Source organism: Allobosea sp. P2_A10 (genome assembly GCF_056405115.1).
Genome location: NZ_JBFUCS010000015.1, coordinates 105,929 through 120,538, shown reverse-complemented (window position 1 = coordinate 120,538; position 14,610 = coordinate 105,929). Strand labels below are relative to the sequence as shown.

Here is a 14,610-nt window from a genome sequence, read left to right as displayed (position 1 = left end):
CACCGATGACCATCCTCACCCGAGCCCGGCAGGATACCCGAAGTTCCAAGGGCGATCCCGGCTCCGCGCAGCCTGCCCACTCAGCAAACGGGCGGGTCTGAGCCATGGGGTATCGCGTCGGCGTCGATATCGGTGGCACCTTCACGGATTTCTGCGTCTTCGACGAGGACAGCCTCGCGCTGAGCACGCTGAAGGTGCTGTCGCGACCGGATGCGCCGGGCGCGGAGGTGCTGCAGGGTCTCGACGAGATCGAGCGCCGTTTCGGCATTGCGCCCGGCGCCATCTCCTATTTCACCCATGGCTCGACCGTGGGCGTGAACAGCATCATCCAGGGCACGGGCGCGAAGCTCTGCCTGTTCGTGACCGAGGGCTTCCGCGACGTTTTGGAACTGGCGCGCCTCAAGATCCCCGACCCTTACGACCTGTTCTCGCGGCGTCCGCCGCCGCTGGTGCCGCGCGACCGCGTGATCGAACTGCGCGAACGGATGAACGCTGCCGGCGAGGCGGAAACCGTACCCGATGAGGAAGCCATCGCCGGGGCGCTGGTGCGCGCACGGGCGGCGGACGCGGAGGGTATCGTGCTCGCCTTCCTGCACAGCTACACCAATCCGGCCCATGAGCGGCTGGTGAAAGCCCGCATTGCAGCCCTCGACCCGGCGCTGCCTGTGTTCTGCTCGGCCGATGTCTGGCCTATCGTGCGCGAATACGAGCGCACCATCACCGCCTGCATCCATGGCTCGGTGCAGCCGCGCGTGTCGCATTATATCGGCCGGCTGGAGGCTGCGCTGACCGAGCGCGGCGTCGGCCCGGCCCCGATGATCACCAAATCGAACGGCGGCGTCATGACGGCCGCCGCCGGCAAGGACCGCAGCATCGAGATGCTGCTTTCGGGCACGGCGGCGGGGGTGATCGGCGCAGGCTTCGTGGCGCAGCGCGCCGGTTTTGCCCGCGTGATGAGCCTCGACATCGGCGGCACCAGCGCCGACGTCGCCCTCTTGCGGGACGGCATGCCCGACTTCCGCTCGGGCGAGCTGGTCGGGCGCTATCCGATCTATCTTCCGACCGTCTCGGTCTCGTCGATCGGGGCCGGCGGCGGCTCGGTCGCCAGCGTCGATTCACTCGGCGTGCTGCGGGTCGGCCCCGAGAGCGCCGGATCGACGCCGGGTCCTGCCTGCTACGGACGCGGCGGCAAACGCGCCACGATCACCGACGCCTTCGCCGCGATGGGCATTCTGGGCGCGGCCGGGCTCGGCTACGGCGCCGTCAGCGTCGACCGGGCCCGCGCGCTCGACGTGCTCTCGCCGCTGGCGGCAGGGCTTTCGCGCGATGTCGCGGCGACCGCCGAGGCGATCGTCGATCTTGCGGTCGCCAACATGTATCGCGAGGTCAGCCGGCTGTTCTCGCAGGTCGGCGAGGAGCCGAGCGGCTACGCGCTGCTGGCCTTCGGCGGAGCCGGGCCGATGCTTGGCTGCCTCGTCGCAGAGGCGATCGGCATGGACGCCGTCATCGTTCCCGAAACGCCGGGCGTGCTCGCCGCGCTCGGCGGGCTGCTGGCCGATCTGCGCTCCGACTTTGTCCGGGTCGTCTTTCTCGATGCGACGGCGCAGGCGATGCCCGCGCTTGCTGACGCCGTGCAGGGTCTCGCCGCCGAGGCGCGGGACTGGCTCCATGGCAGCCAGGGGCATTCGGGAGAGGCCGCGCTCACGATCTCCGGCGACATGCGCTATCGCGGCCAGTCCTACGAGATCGAGACGCCCCTGGAGGCCGCCTGGATCGCAGATGGCGACCATGCCGCGATCGCGTCAGCCTTCCACGCCCGGCACGCCGAGATCTACGGGCATGCCGACGACAAGGCCGCCGTGCAGATCGTGGCGCTTCGGGTCGTCATCTCCGGACGCATCCCCAAGCCGGCCCTGCCGATCCGCGAGACGATCGAGGCCGATGTCGTGGCGTCCCGGACGCTGACGGTGAGCCATCGTGGCACGGAGATTGCGGCGGGCCTGTTCGAGCGCCGCGAACTGCCGCCCGGCAGCCGCTTTTCCGGTCCCGCGGTGGTGATCCAGGACGACGCCACGACCTGGGCTCCGCCGGGCTTTTCCGGCGAGGTCGATGCCTATGGCAACCTCATTCTGCGACGGAGGGGCATGGCATGAGCGCGCTCGACCCGGTCACGCTCCAGATCCTGAAGAGCCATTTCGAGGCTGCGGCCGAGAGCATGGCCTATACACTCCTGCGCACGGCCCATTCGGCTTTCGTCAAGGAGACCGAGGATTTCACCAGCGGGCTGACGACGCCCTGCGGCCAGACCTTCGCCAGCCCCAAGGATCTCGGCGCGACCTGGTTCATCGGGCTCGATTATGCCGGCGCGATCGATGCGATCGGCGACTACCGCCCGGGCGACATCTGCGTCACCAACGACCCCTATTCCGGCTTCGTCTGCACCCATGCGCCCGACATGCATCTGTGGATGCCGGTCTTCGCTGGCGAGCGGCTGATCTGCTTTGCAGTCGGCCATATCCACAATACCGACATGGGCGGCGCGGTGCCGGCCTCGCTGTCGCGGGCGCTGACGGAGGTCCATCAGGAGGGCATCCGCATCCCGCCGATGAAGCTCGTCGACGCCGGCGTGATGAACGATCAGGTGCTCCAGATCATGCTGCGCAATGTGCGCATGCCCGATCAGAACTGGGGCGACCTCAAGGCGCAGATCGCCTCGCTCAAGACCGGTGAGCGCAAGGTCATGGACGCGGTCGCGCGCTTCGGGGCCGATACGGTCTGCGCCGCCATGTATGGCGTGCTCGATCTGGCGGATCGGCAGGCGCGGCGTCTGTTTTCGGGAATGACCGACGGCGACTATGTCTTCACCGACTATATCGACGAGGACAGCCCCGGCGGCGTGCCCTGCCGGCTGAAGCTCTGCGTGCAGGTGCGCGGCGACGAGGCGGTGTTCGACTTCACCGGCAGCGATCCGCAGCTCCAGTCGGCGCTCAACATGCCGACCGGCGGACTGCCGAGGCATATCCTGCCGCTCGTCGGCTACAATTACGTCGTCTATTCGCTCGACACGACGGTGGCGCTCAATGCCGGCCTGCTGAGGCCGGTGCGCTGCATCCTGCCGGAGGGTTCGGTGGTCAACCCGGTCCATCCGGCGGCGACGGGCATGCGCAGCCTGACCTGCTCGCGCATTCAGGGCATGGTCGTGGGCGCATTCTCACGCGCGATGCCGGACCGGCTGCCCGCAGGCCCTGCGGGCGGCGGCGGCATCCTGAACGTGCGCACCACCGACGCCCGCACCGGCCGTCTCGCCATGGCCTCGATCAACCCCATCACGGGCGGCGGCGGCGGCTGGGCCGGCGAGGACGGGCAGGACGGCTCGAATTCCTTCCTCAAGAACACGCCGATCGAGATCACCGAGTCCGAGGTTCCGATCAAGGTCCTGAGCTATGGTCTGGTGCCCGACAGCGGCGGCCCTGGCCGCTATCGCGGCGGGCTGGCGGCGCAGATGACGTTCCAGCTGTTTTCGCCGAATTCGGTTGTCACTGCGCGCAACCGCGACCGCGTGCGCTTCTCCTGCTGGGGCCTCGAAGGCGGTGAGCCGGGCGCGACCTGCGCCTTCCTGCGCAACCCCGGAACAGCAGGCGAAGAGGAACTCGGCAACACCGATGTCGTGCGCTGCGCGCCCGGCGACGTGCTCGCGATCTCGGCCTCGGGAGCGGGCGGCTGGGGCGACCCCTGCGCCCGGCCGCTCATCGAGGTCCTCGACGATGTCGCACAGGGCAAGGTCAGCGAGGCCGGCGCGTTATCCTATGGCGTGGTGATCGCGGCCGGCCTCCTCGACGAGGCCGCAACGCGCGCCCTGCGCGCCGGCCCGAGGCCGGCCCATAATGGCATCACGCTCGATCCGGCGCGCCTGTCCTTCGAGGAAATCTGGTCCGACACGGCCTGGGACCATCTCTCGGAACGGCTCTTCGCCCTGCCGGTCGAGTGGCGCTTCTTCATGAAGCACCAGATTTTCGCAGCGGTGAACGCAGATGCTGCGGCAAAGGCTGATTCCGTCTCGGCGATCGAACGCGCTTATGCCGGCCTGCTGAGGCAATATCCGCAGTTGACGCCGCTGGCGATGGGAGCAGCGGCATGAACATCACCTTCGAGGGCCAGAGCGTGCTGATCGCCGGCGCGGCCCGCGGCATCGGCCGCGGCATCGTCGAGGGCTTCGCCGCACGCGGAGCCAGCATCTTCGCCGGCGACCGGCTGGCCGACGAAATGGCCGGGCTTTCGGCCCACCAGACGGCGCTCGACCTGCGCGACAAAAGCGCGGTCCGGGCCTGGGTCGCCGAGAGCGAGGCTATCTCGGGGCGCGCGCCCGATGTCCTGGTCTATGTCGCCGGCGGCGTGCTCGGCCAGAGCGCCAAGCCGCTGGAAGAGGTCGACGAGGCCGAGTGGCGCGCGGTGCTCGACGTCAACCTCACCGGCGCCTTCCTCGCAGCCCAGGCGGTCGCGCCCGGCATGAAGGCGCGGGGCAAGGGCCGGATCGTGCTGATCGCCAGCGGCGCGGGGCTTCGCACCTCGCTCACCGGCATCCAGGCCTACGCCTCGGCCAAGGCCGGCGAGATCGGCCTCGCACGCCAGCTCGGGCAGGAGCTCGGCCCCTTCGGCATCACGGTCAACGCGGTCGCGCCGGGCTTCCAGCGCACCAGCCCCGACTATGAGCGGCAATGGAACTCCTATTCACCGGAGCGACAGGCGAGCATGATCGCGGGAACGGCGCGCCGTCGACCGGGCACACCGCAGGACATCGCGCATGCCGTGATGTTCCTGGCGTCCGACTACGCTGACTTCATCACCGGCCAGGTGCTGTCCGTCACGGGCAGTCCCTGAGCCCACAAAACAGAGGAGGACGGCATGACCACGACACGCAGAGACGCTCTGAAGACGGTCCTTGGGTCCGCCGCCCTCTCCACTGTCGGCTGGCAACGCGCATCGGCGCAGGCCGGCGGCAAGTTCGTCTATGCCAACAATTCCCCTTACGACAATCTCGACCCGCACACGATCTTCGACACCGCCCGCGCCGCGACGCGCTTCAACCTCTATGACGGGCTGTATCGCTGGGTCGACAATCCGCCCAAGATGATCCCCTGGCTTGCCGAGAGCCACACCGTTTCCGAGGACGGCAAGGTCTACACCTTCAAGCTTCGCCGCGACGCCAAATTCCACGACGGCAAGCCGCTGACCTCGGCGGATGTGATCTATTCGATCGAGCGCATCATCGCGCTGAAGAAGGGGCCTGCCAGCCTCTATCTCGATTCGATCAAGCCCGGCTCGACCACGGCGCCCGACGCCCACACCGTCGTCTTCAACCTGACCCAGCCCTCGGCGATTTTCCTGACCACCGTCCCCGATATCCTCGTCGTCAACAGCGCGATGGTGAAGGCCAACGAGAAAGACGGCGACTGGGGCGAGACCTGGCTTGCGCGCAACGAGGCCGGCAGCGGCTCCTACGCCTTGCGCCGGCACGACCCGGCCGTGGGCTGGACAGCGCGGCGCTTTCCCGAGCACTTCGCCGGCTGGACCGGCCAGCCCTTCGACGATCTCGAATTCCGCACCGTGCTCGAGACCAACACCCGCGTGCTCGGCCTGATCCGGGGCGACTATCAGGGTGCGGATGGCTACCTGCCCTACGACCAGATCCAGCGGCTGCGCCAGTCGCCCAATGTCCAGATCATCGAGGAAGAGTCGCTGCGCGTCTTCATCCTCGCGCTGAACACAAGCAAGCCGCTGATGAACAACGTCCATTTCCGCAAGGCGCTGGCCTACGCCTTCGACTATGACGGCTTCATCGCCAACATCATGAAGGGCTCGGTCTCGCGCAATCCCGGCCCGAACCCGAACCCGATCTGGGGCACCCCTGCCGGCCTGAAGGGCTACAGCTACAATCTCGACATGGCCCGCGAGGAGCTGAAGAAGGTCACCGAGCCGCTGCGGCCGATCACGATCAATGCGCTCGCCGGCTTCAGCGAATCCGAGCAGGCTGCGACCCTGTTCCAGAACACGCTGCGCCAGATCGGCGTCGAGGTCATCGTCGACGTTTCGCCCTGGTCGGTGGTGTCGGGGCGCATGCGCAGCGCCCAGACGCAGGCCGACATCATCCCGCTGTGGAAGAGCACCTATTACGTCGACCCCAACAACTGGGTCGGCGAGCTCTACGGCACGCGTTACCACGGCACCCGAACCTTCTCGTATTACTCGAACCCCGAATTCGACAAACGGCTCGACCGGGCGCTGGTCTCGGGCAGCCAGGACGAGCGAAAGAAGCTCTATGAGGAGATGACGCAGATGGTGAACGACGATGCCGCCGGCATCTTCGTCTACAACACCAAATGGTACGGCCCCTATTCTAACAAGGTGGAGGGCATCCGCTTCTCGCCCGTCAGCAACGGGCAGGACATCCGCTGGGCTTCGCTGAAGCGGGGATGAACCGCATGCCGCAAGCGGAGACGAGGGCATGAACTGGCTGTCGCTGGTTGCGAACCGCCTGATCTGGTTCGTGCCGACCATGCTCGGCCTGCTCGCCATCGTCTTCGTGCTGTCGCGCGTGGTGCCGATCGACCCGGCGCTGCTCGCGGCCGGCGAGAACGCCACGGCCGCGCAGCTGCAGCAGGTCCGCGAACGCTTCGGCTTCGACAAGCCGCTGCCGGTGCAGTTCGGGCGCTATGTCGTCGATGTCGCGCGCGGCAATTTCGGCGTCAGCATGTTCACGCAGCAGCCGATCATCCATGACCTCGCCGCGCGCCTGCCGGCGACGCTGGAGCTCACCATCGTCGCCGTGCTGATCGCGGCGCTGATCGGGATTCCGCTCGGCGTGCTCTGCGGCCTCAACCGCAATTCGTGGCTCGACCACATCCTGCGCGTCGTCACCGTCTCCGGGCTGGCCGTCGCCTCGTTCTGGTTTGCCATGCAGCTCCAGTTCCTGTTCTCGATGAAGCTGGGCTGGCTGCCGCTTTCGGGGCGCATCGAGGGCTTTCCGCCGGCCCCCGTCACCAATCTCATGGTGGTCGACGCCCTGATCGAGGGCGACCGTGAGATGCTGGCCGACGCACTTCGCCACATGGTGCTTCCCGCGATCACATTGGCCCTGCCGGCGGCCGCGACGGTGGTGCGCTTCACCCGAAACGGCGTCATCGGCGTGATCAACTCGCCCTCCGTCGCCTACCAGACGGCAATGGGCTTTCCGCGCCGGGTGATCGTCTGGAAATACGTGCTGCGCATGGCGATGACCGCGACGGTGACGCAGCTCGGCCTGATCTTCGGCATCCTGCTCGCCGGCGCGGTCGTGGTCGAGACCGTGTTCGACTGGCCGGGGCTGGGCGCCTACGCGGTGCGCTCCATCCTGCAATCCGACTACAACGCCGTGATGGGCTTCACGCTCTGCACCGGCGCGCTGTTTGTCCTGATCAACCTGATGGTCGATCTGCTGCAGGCGACGCTCGATCCGCGCGGAGCGAGGTGATGGGCGCGCTGCTCAGGCGTTTCGCGCGCGACAGGGCGGCGCTGCTTGGCGCCTGCCTGCTCGGCCTGCTCGTGATCGCGGCGATCTTCGCGCCATGGCTTGCGCCCTATCCCGGCGACGTCAACGATTTCCACATCGAGCGGCGTCTGCAGGGCCCGACGGCGACCGCGCTGTTTGGCACCGACCGGATGGGCAGCGACATCTTCAGCCGCCTGCTCTACGGCGCGCGCATCACCCTGATGCTGGCCGGCATCGCGGTGGGCTCGGCGCTGCTGATCGGCGTGCCGATCGGCCTCGTCGCGGGCTATTATCAGAACTGGATCAGCGACGCCCTGATGCGCGTCGCCGAGATCTTCCTTGCGGTGCCGCAGATCGTGCTGGCCATCGCCATCGCGCAGACGCTCGGCCCCTCGATCCAGAACGTCATCCTGGCGCTGTCGCTGACCTACTGGCCGTTCTGGGCGCGGCTCGTCTATGCCGAGACCCGCTCGATGCGAAACGAGGTCTTCGTCGAATCCGCCGTGGCGCTGGGCGCTTCGCCCTGGCGCGTCATCGTGCTTCACATCCTGCCCAATATCGCCTCGCCGATCATCGTGCGGACGTCGATCGGCATGGGCGCGACGATCCTGACCGCCGCGACGCTCGGCTTCCTCGGACTGGGCGCGCCGCCGCCGACGCCGGAATGGGGCCGCATGATCGCCGAGAGCCGCGAATATCTGCCCGAAGCCTGGTGGTATGCGCTTGCGCCGGGCATCGCGATCTTCCTGACCGTGCTCGGCTTCAATCTCTTCGGCGACGGCCTGCGCGACATCCTCGATCCGCGCACGCGGCGCAGCGTCTGAGCCGATGCGGACCCTGCTCGACATCCAGAAACTGTCGCTGAGCTTCCGCACCGAGAGCGGCCCGGCGCGCGTGCTCGACCAGATCGAGCTTGCGGTCAGGCCAGGCGAGATCGTCGGCCTCGTCGGCGAATCCGGCTGCGGCAAGACCACGCTGGCGCGCGCGATCCTCGGCACCCTGCCCGAACGCCTGACGCAGATCGGCAGCGGCCATATCCGGCTCGATGGCGTCGACATGCTGCGCGACGAAAAGGCGGCGCAGGCCCTGCGCGGGCGCGTCGTGACCTTCGTTCCCCAGGATCCGTTCGCGAGCTTCAATCCGCTGTTTCGGGTCGGCTCGCAGATCGCCGATCTGATGCGCTGGAAGGCTCCCCGCGCCGCGCCGTCGCGCTTCGGCTGGCGCTCGCGGATCGAGCGGCAGGCCGATGACGACGCCGTGCTCGCCATGCTCGACACCGTGCAATTGCCGCAGCCCCGGCGCATCCTCGAGAAATATCCGCATGAATTGTCGGGCGGCCAGCGCCAGCGCGTGATGATCGCGATGGCGTTGCTGCCGCAGCCGCGCCTGATCATCGCAGACGAGCCGACGACGGCGCTCGACGTCACCGTCCAGGCCCAGATCCTCGGGCTGCTGCGTCGTCTGGCTGTCGAGCGCGGCGTCTCCGTGCTGTTCACCACCCATGATCTCGGCGCAGCCTGGGAAATCTGCGACCGCGTCGTCGTGATGTATGCAGGGCAGACCGCCGAGATCGCGCCGCGCGAGGCCTTCTTCACGCACCCGCGCCACCCCTACACCCGCATGCTGCTGCAAAGCCTGCCGGAAGAGGGCCGCCACGCCGTCGGCATTCCAGGCGCCGTACCGAGCCCGCTGACGCCGCCGCCGGGCTGCCGCTTCAACCCGCGCTGCCCGGGCGTCACCGACATCTGCCGGGAGACGCGTCCCGCCTTGCTGGAAAGCGACACCGGCCATCTCGTCGCCTGCCATCACCCCGTCGCCGCGAAGGCTGCCGCGCTCCATGTCTGAAGGCCCCGCCCCCGCCTTGCTCGAAGTCGAGGGACTGGCGCGCCATTTCCCGGTGCGCGGCTTCCTGAACCGGCGCGTCGGCAGCCTGCGCGCGCTCGACGATGTCAGCTTCTGCGTGGCCCAGGGCGAGGTGCTCGGCATCGTCGGCGAGTCCGGCTGTGGCAAGTCCACGCTCGGCAAGACGCTGATGGGCATCCATCAGCCGAGCAGCGGCGAGGTCCGGATGCAGGGCGAGCGCATCGCCGCGGCGGGCCAGAAGCGCGCGCCGGACGTCAGGGCGCGGCTGCAATACGTCTATCAGGATCCCGGCGCCTCGCTCGATCCGCGCTGGACCCTGCGGCGTTCGCTGCACGAGCCGCTGATCATCCACACCGACTGGTCGCGCGCCGAACGCGAAGAACGGGTGCAGGCGATCGTCAAGGCCGTCGGGCTGCCCAACGCCCATCTCGACCTCTATCCGCACGAGATCAGCGGCGGCCAGCAGCGCCGCGTCGGCCTCGCCCGCATTCTCGTGTTGGGGCCGAAACTGATCATCTTCGACGAGCCGACCTCGGGCCTCGACGTCTCCGTGCAGGCGACCGTGCTCGCGCTGTTTCGCGAGCTGCGCGAGGAATTCGGCCTCACTTATCTCTTCATCAGCCATGATCTCGCGGTCGTCCGCTCGATCTGCGACCGGGTGATCGTGATGTATCTCGGCCGGATCGTCGAGATCGGCGGGACGGCAGAAGTCTTTCGCGCGCCGCGCCATCCCTATACGCGCTCCCTGCTCGCAGCCGCGCCGCGCATCGGCGGGCCGCGCGTCACCGAGAACTTCACGCTGCAGGGCGAGCCGCCAGATCCCGCCAACGTGCCCTCGGGCTGCCGCTTCCGCACGCGCTGCCCGCTCGCCATCGATGCCTGCGCGATGACGGACCCGCCCGTCGAGTTCGAGAACGGACACGGCGTCGCCTGCCTGCGCTGGCGCGAGCAGGCTGCATGAATGCGCAGCCGGACGGCAAGCTGGTCGACAGGGAACCGTCATGGCTGCTGGCACTGGCGACGATGGTCGCCGTGCAGATGGCGACGGCTTTCCTGTCCCGCATTCCGCCGACCCTCGCGCCGGCGCTCGCAGCCGAACGCGGCTGGTCGGATGCGGTCGTTGGCTATCTCGCAAGCCTGAACACGCTGGGCTCGATCCTGTTTCTTGCACTCGGCGCGCCCTTTCTGCGCCGGCTGGGTTCGGTGCGGGCCCTGCAGACGGGTCTCGTTTTCGGCATCCTCGGGCTGACGCTGCTTCTGCCGCCCTTCTCGGCGACCGCCGCGATGGCCTCTCTCCTGATCGGGCTGGGCTACGGCCCGTCCTCGCCGGCGGGCAACGATGTCCTGCACCGGACCGCGCCGCCGCGCCGGCGTGCGATGATCTTCTCGATCAAGCAGGCCGGAGTGCCGGTGGGCGGCATCATCGCCGGGCTCCTGCTGCCCCCGATCGTCCAGAATTTCGGCTGGCGTGTTTCGCTTCTGGTCGCGGGCGCGTTCGTCCTCGTGGTGATCCTCGCAGTGCAGCCCATGCGCGCGGGCCTCGACGCCGGACGCGCGCGCGACCAGTCGCTGACGGTGCGGACCTTTATCTCGCCGGCCAATCTGCTGACGCCGCTTTCAGCGCTGACGGCGTCGGCCTCCCTGTTCAGGCTTGCGGCGGCAGGGGCCTGCCTCGCGGTCGGCCAGGGCATCTGGTTTGCCTATCTGATGACCTTCGCCGTCTCGGTGCTGGGTTATGACCTCAAGGCGGCCGGCGTCGCCTTCGCCATCATGCAGGCGACGAGCGTCGTCGGGCGCATCCTGCTCGGCTGGCTGGCCGACCGCTTCGGTTCGCCGCGGCGGCTCCTTGGCCTGATCGGCCTGGCGTCGGGCCTGACATCGCTGACCATGGCCTTCGTCGGGCCGGGATGGTCGTATCTCTCCGTCTGCGCGCTGGCGGCGGTCGCCGGGATCTGCGTCTCCAGCTGGAACGGCGTCCAGCTTTCGGAGGTCGCGCGCGCCTGTCCCGCCCATCTGGTCAGGGAAGCCTCGGCCGGCGCGACCCTTATCATCTTCCTCGGCTATGTCATAGCGCCATCCCTTTTCGCCGTGCTGCTGACTCTGACCGGGCGTTTCGACATCGGCTTCCTGCTCTGCGCCTGCTCCGGCCTCGTCTGCTTCGCGATCATGCAGGGCGGCAGGCTTCGCCAGCCTGCCGGCTGACGCGACGCCTGGGCAATGCGGGTCCTGGAACGCTAGGATGGACCCATGACGATCCCCATCTCGCAACCGCTCCGTACACGATGACCGGTCGCATCGTTCGCCGGCTCGACCTGACCGAAGTCGCACAGCTTATCGACCGGGCGGCCGGCGAGGGCTGGAATCCCGGGCTCGATGACGCAGCCGCATTCCATGCCACCGACCCAGACGGGTTTATCGGCGCCTTCGTCGGTGGCGAGATGGTCGCCGGCATCTCTGCTGTCGCCTATGGCGCAACCTACGGCTTCATCGGGCTCTATATCAGCCGCGCGGACATGCGTGGCCAGGGCCATGGCAAGGCCGTCTGGGATGCCGGCATGGCGCGGCTTGCCGGGCGCACCATCGGGCTCGACGGCGTCGACGAGCAGTTCGACAATTATCGTCGGAAAGGCTTTGCGCCGGCCTACCGGACCATCCGCTTCGGCGGCGTCTTCTCGGGCAAGCCAACCGACGGCCCCAAGGTTGCCGGCATCACACCCGATCTCATGCCCGCGATCATGGCGTTCGATCGCAGGAGTTTCCCGGCGGCCCGCGATACCTTTCTGACGCGCTGGCTGACGCCGCCGCATCGCGCCTGCGTCGCGATCTCGCACGGCTCCGTCACAGGCTACGGCGTCATCCGGACATGCCGCGCCGGTTGGAAGATCGGCGGTCTATCCGCTCTGGACGACGCAACCGCGGCCGCGCTTGTCAGGCGTCTGGCCTCGACCGTCGACGGCGAAGTCTATCTCGACGTTCCCGCCGCGCGGCAAAGCTTCATGGATTATCTCATGGCCTGCGGTCTCCAGCCCGGCTTCGAGACGACGCGCATGTATCAGGGCGCGCCGATCCCGCTCGCGCCCGAACTGTACGGCGTGACCAGCCTCGAGCTCGGATAGGGCGCGTCGCTGATCAAGCCACCGCCCTACCCCAGACCGGCCGCCCTGCTCACTCCGCGTAGGACTGCGTCGCCCAGGCGCCGCGCAGGCGTGGCCCGACCTTGACGCCGAATGGCCCGAACCATTTGTCGAACAGCGCTTCGGCCTCGCCGGACTTGAACATCTTGCCCATGGCGTGGTTGACGATCCACAGGATCGTCGGGTTGAGCTTGGGCACCATGAAGCCCTGCGGCGCATAGCCGTATTCCTCGCCGACGATGGTCAGCGCATCGGGGTTCTTCGACTGCCGGATCAGGCTGTAGAACGCGCCATTGTCGCTGAAATAGGCGTCGGCGCGGCGGGTCTCGACCGAGATCAGCGCAGCGGCGTGGTCGTCGACATTCTGGATGCGGATGTTGAGCTTCTTCTCGGCGATCAGCTTCTTCAGATCCGGCTCGCTGCTGCCGCCGGTCGCGACGGCGACGATCTTGTTGTTGAGGTCCTCGTATTTCGTGATGCCGGAGTTCTTGAGCACCAAAAGCTGGCTGGTCGAGACATAGGATACCGAGGAGAAATCGACCTGCTTGTTGCGGCCGAAGGTGTTGACGGTGCCGCCGCATTCGAGATCGACGGTGCCGTTGGCGACAAGCGCCTGGCGGTTCTGGATGTTGACCGGAACGTATTTGACCTGGATCTCCGGCAGCTTCAGCTCGGCCTTGATCTCCTCGATGATGCGCTGGCAGAACTCGACCGAATAGCCGGCGGGCTTCTTGTCGTTGTCGATGAAGCCATAGGGGTAGAGCGTCTCGCGGATGCCCATGGTGATCGTCTTGGTGTCGCGCAGCTTCTTGACGATCGCATCGACCTCCTGCGCCTGCGCGGAAGCCGCCAGACCGAACGCGAACAGCGCGCCCGTGACGGTGACAAGGTTCAGTCGCATGGTCATCTCCCGTTTATCGTGATCGTCGAGGTCGTCGTTCCGTCCGTGAAAAACGGCTTTGTCAAAATCCCAGGCGCGCCCGCTTCTGCAGCTCCTCGCGCGTCATCTCAGCGAAATCCAGCGTGGGCAGCAGATCGTTATCATCTGCAAAATCACGGCCATAGGCGCCCGAAAGCATGGTCAGGCCGGCATCGTGGAGCGTGGCCGGACGGCCGACGAGTCTCCCGAGCAGAACCGTCGGAAACATCCCGAATGGCGCGTCTTCGAGCACATAGCGGCTCTCCAGCGTGGTCGGACCGAAACCACCGCGGCCCTGGGCGTGCAGGTCGGCGTTCATCTCGGCGATACTGGCGACCGGCAGATGATAGGAGAAGGCATAATGCTCCCTGATCGTGCGGACCGATAGCCCGAAGGCGTCCGCGATCGCCAGCCGCTCGGCATCGAGCGCCTCCATGACGCGTCCGACGGCGGTCGTGACGTATTCGGCCTGCCCCCAGCTTTCGCCGCGCTCCATCCGGGTCAGGTTGAACAGCGCGATCGCGAGATGGTTTTGCGGATTGAGGTTGCTCAGCGCGATCGCGAGCAGCCCGTCGCGCTTGACGAAGCGATCGCCGAACAGGGCCGTGCAGAGCGCATGCCCATCTTCGAGCCCGCTTTCGGGCACGCTCGCCATGTCGATCTTCGATCGCAGCGAACCAACATTGACCTGCGTCGGCGTCTGCTTGCGGCCGGTCGTCAGCGTCGTGCCCCAGGCGATGATCGGCGCGCGCACGCCCCGCGCCGCCAGCAGCTTCGAAAGATAAAGTGCCCCAAACGAGGCGTGCGAGCTGATGATGACCGGCTGGCCCTCCCGCAGGTGCCGGGCCGTCGCTTCCAGAGCCATCTTGTGGGCGTTGCCGGGCATCACCAGCATGACCACGTCGGCATTGGTCACGGCCTCTTCGGCGCTAGACGCGATACGGGGATGAAAGCTCGCCTCGATCGCCGTCGTCGCGCGCAAGGGCGCGCCGGCTGCCAATTCCAGCGTGCTCTGGCCCGAGGGCGACCACAGCATCGGATCGTGCCCGCAGGCGAAGAGCTGGGCCGCGGCGCCATAGGCCGCGCCGCCGGCGCCAAGAATGCTTACGCGCATGAAGCCAAGGCCTTTGCTCGATCCCGGGAAATCGGACGGTCGAAACGAACGGATA

12 protein-coding genes are annotated in these 14,610 nt (G+C 67.5%); 10 read left to right on the top strand and 2 right to left on the bottom strand.

Translation table 11 applies throughout. The features are described 5' to 3' along the window. The first annotated feature begins 104 nt into the window (after window positions 1–104). The 10 genes from AC1DZY_RS20015 to AC1DZY_RS19970 all read left to right on the top strand — a co-directional run bounded on the left by AC1DZY_RS20015 (window position 105) and on the right by AC1DZY_RS19970 (window position 12,504). Window positions 105–2,153 (top strand): hydantoinase/oxoprolinase family protein, encoded by a 2,049-nt coding sequence (locus AC1DZY_RS20015; RefSeq protein WP_476821903.1) that lies wholly within the window; start codon window positions 105–107, stop codon window positions 2,151–2,153. Next, window positions 2,150–4,138 carry a hydantoinase B/oxoprolinase family protein gene (locus tag AC1DZY_RS20010; RefSeq protein WP_476821902.1) on the top strand — a complete coding sequence of 663 codons (1,989 nt, stop codon included), beginning with the start codon at window positions 2,150–2,152 and terminating at the stop codon, window positions 4,136–4,138. The genes AC1DZY_RS20015 and AC1DZY_RS20010 overlap by 4 nt, the downstream gene beginning before the upstream one ends. Beyond that, on the top strand, window positions 4,135–4,878 hold the full coding sequence (locus AC1DZY_RS20005; protein ID WP_476821901.1) for an SDR family NAD(P)-dependent oxidoreductase: 744 nt from the start codon (window positions 4,135–4,137) through the stop codon (window positions 4,876–4,878). The genes AC1DZY_RS20010 and AC1DZY_RS20005 overlap by 4 nt, the downstream gene beginning before the upstream one ends. 24 nt (window positions 4,879–4,902) lie before the next feature. Continuing rightward, the gene (locus AC1DZY_RS20000) at window positions 4,903–6,474 is read left to right on the top strand and encodes an ABC transporter substrate-binding protein (protein ID WP_476821900.1); all 1,572 of its coding nucleotides are present in this window, start codon (window positions 4,903–4,905) and stop codon (window positions 6,472–6,474) included. 28 nt (window positions 6,475–6,502) lie between these two features. Continuing rightward, entirely contained in the window at window positions 6,503–7,507 is a 1,005-nt protein-coding gene (locus AC1DZY_RS19995) for an ABC transporter permease (RefSeq protein ID WP_476821899.1), read from the top strand. Beyond that, window positions 7,507–8,349 carry an ABC transporter permease gene (locus tag AC1DZY_RS19990; protein ID WP_476821898.1) on the top strand — a complete coding sequence of 281 codons (843 nt, stop codon included), beginning with the start codon at window positions 7,507–7,509 and terminating at the stop codon, window positions 8,347–8,349. Before AC1DZY_RS19995 ends, AC1DZY_RS19990 begins: the two co-directional genes overlap by 1 nt. A gap of 4 nt (window positions 8,350–8,353) precedes the next feature. After that, window positions 8,354–9,370 (top strand): ABC transporter ATP-binding protein, encoded by a 1,017-nt coding sequence (locus AC1DZY_RS19985; protein ID WP_476821897.1) that lies wholly within the window; start codon window positions 8,354–8,356, stop codon window positions 9,368–9,370. Then, window positions 9,363–10,349 carry an ABC transporter ATP-binding protein gene (locus tag AC1DZY_RS19980; RefSeq protein ID WP_476821896.1) on the top strand — a complete coding sequence of 329 codons (987 nt, stop codon included), beginning with the start codon at window positions 9,363–9,365 and terminating at the stop codon, window positions 10,347–10,349. Before AC1DZY_RS19985 ends, AC1DZY_RS19980 begins: the two co-directional genes overlap by 8 nt. Beyond that, entirely contained in the window at window positions 10,346–11,590 is a 1,245-nt protein-coding gene (locus tag AC1DZY_RS19975; protein ID WP_476821895.1) for an MFS transporter, read from the top strand. The genes AC1DZY_RS19980 and AC1DZY_RS19975 overlap by 4 nt, the downstream gene beginning before the upstream one ends. A gap of 80 nt (window positions 11,591–11,670) precedes the next feature. Then, window positions 11,671–12,504 carry a GNAT family N-acetyltransferase gene (locus AC1DZY_RS19970; RefSeq protein ID WP_476821894.1) on the top strand — a complete coding sequence of 278 codons (834 nt, stop codon included), beginning with the start codon at window positions 11,671–11,673 and terminating at the stop codon, window positions 12,502–12,504. Between the two features lie 49 nt (window positions 12,505–12,553). Here the strand turns inward: AC1DZY_RS19970 and AC1DZY_RS19965 are convergent, their stop codons facing one another. Both AC1DZY_RS19965 and AC1DZY_RS19960 read right to left on the bottom strand, forming a co-directional pair. Beyond that, window positions 12,554–13,423 carry an amino acid ABC transporter substrate-binding protein gene (locus AC1DZY_RS19965; RefSeq protein WP_476821893.1) on the bottom strand — a complete coding sequence of 290 codons (870 nt, stop codon included), beginning with the start codon at window positions 13,421–13,423 and terminating at the stop codon, window positions 12,554–12,556. 61 nt (window positions 13,424–13,484) lie between these two features. Beyond that, the gene (locus AC1DZY_RS19960) at window positions 13,485–14,555 is read right to left on the bottom strand and encodes an NAD/NADP octopine/nopaline dehydrogenase family protein (protein WP_476821892.1); all 1,071 of its coding nucleotides are present in this window, start codon (window positions 14,553–14,555) and stop codon (window positions 13,485–13,487) included. Between the last annotated feature and the right edge of the window lie 55 nt (window positions 14,556–14,610).

What these genes read in the sequence shown, in the direction of transcription:
- AC1DZY_RS20015 (WP_476821903.1), top strand. Translation starts at nt 105, where the DNA reads ATGGGGTATCGCGTCGGCGTCGATATCGGTGGCACCTTCACGGATTTC.
- AC1DZY_RS20010 (WP_476821902.1), top strand. Translation starts at nt 2,150, where the DNA reads ATGAGCGCGCTCGACCCGGTCACGCTCCAGATCCTGAAGAGCCATTTC.
- AC1DZY_RS20005 (WP_476821901.1), top strand. Translation starts at nt 4,135, where the DNA reads ATGAACATCACCTTCGAGGGCCAGAGCGTGCTGATCGCCGGCGCGGCC.
- AC1DZY_RS20000 (WP_476821900.1), top strand. Translation starts at nt 4,903, where the DNA reads ATGACCACGACACGCAGAGACGCTCTGAAGACGGTCCTTGGGTCCGCC.
- AC1DZY_RS19995 (WP_476821899.1), top strand. Translation starts at nt 6,503, where the DNA reads ATGAACTGGCTGTCGCTGGTTGCGAACCGCCTGATCTGGTTCGTGCCG.
- AC1DZY_RS19990 (WP_476821898.1), top strand. Translation starts at nt 7,507, where the DNA reads ATGGGCGCGCTGCTCAGGCGTTTCGCGCGCGACAGGGCGGCGCTGCTT.
- AC1DZY_RS19985 (WP_476821897.1), top strand. Translation starts at nt 8,354, where the DNA reads ATGCGGACCCTGCTCGACATCCAGAAACTGTCGCTGAGCTTCCGCACC.
- AC1DZY_RS19980 (WP_476821896.1), top strand. Translation starts at nt 9,363, where the DNA reads ATGTCTGAAGGCCCCGCCCCCGCCTTGCTCGAAGTCGAGGGACTGGCG.
- AC1DZY_RS19975 (WP_476821895.1), top strand. Translation starts at nt 10,346, where the DNA reads ATGAATGCGCAGCCGGACGGCAAGCTGGTCGACAGGGAACCGTCATGG.
- AC1DZY_RS19970 (WP_476821894.1), top strand. Translation starts at nt 11,671, where the DNA reads ATGACCGGTCGCATCGTTCGCCGGCTCGACCTGACCGAAGTCGCACAG.
- AC1DZY_RS19965 (WP_476821893.1), bottom strand. Translation starts at nt 13,423, where the DNA reads ATGCGACTGAACCTTGTCACCGTCACGGGCGCGCTGTTCGCGTTCGGT.
- AC1DZY_RS19960 (WP_476821892.1), bottom strand. Translation starts at nt 14,555, where the DNA reads ATGCGCGTAAGCATTCTTGGCGCCGGCGGCGCGGCCTATGGCGCCGCG.